Origin of the sequence: Mesorhizobium prunaredense, assembly GCF_900156895.1 — a bacterium.
Classification (GTDB): domain Bacteria; phylum Pseudomonadota; class Alphaproteobacteria; order Rhizobiales; family Rhizobiaceae; genus Mesorhizobium; species Mesorhizobium prunaredense.
This window is the reverse complement of sequence record NZ_FTPD01000065.1, coordinates 1-374: the sequence shown is the minus strand read 5'-3', so window position 1 is coordinate 374 and position 374 is coordinate 1. Positions and strand designations below refer to the sequence as shown.

The 374-nt window shown below is 61.5% G+C and carries 1 protein-coding gene; it reads right to left on the bottom strand.

The window, feature by feature from the left end; translation table 11 throughout:
* On the bottom strand, positions 1-312 hold a 312-nt coding region (locus tag BQ8794_RS29170; RefSeq protein ID WP_280174629.1), incomplete at its 3' end, for a TCP-1/cpn60 chaperonin family protein.
* Positions 313-374: the final 62 nt, after the last annotated feature.

The window sequence follows — 374 nt, the reverse complement described above, 5'->3', positions numbered from 1 at the left end:
GTGGCCTTCCTGGACGATCGACTGCGCCAGAACGGTCGCGGTCGTGGTGCCGTCGCCGGCGATGTCGTTGGTCTTCGAAGCAACTTCGCGGACCATCTGCGCGCCCATGTTCTCGAACTTGTCCTCAAGCTCGATTTCCTTGGCGACGGTGACGCCGTCCTTGGTGATGCGCGGGGCGCCGAACGACTTGTCGAGGACGACGTTGCGGCCCTTGGGGCCGAGCGTGACCTTCACTGCGTCGGCGAGGATGTTGACGCCGCGCAGCATGCGCTCACGGGCATCGCGAGAAAATTTTACGTCTTTGGCAGCCATTTTTAGCTCCTGGCAGGGGCTTGAATTGAGCCCTGGGGTTTAAGTGACGGTGAGGCCGATAT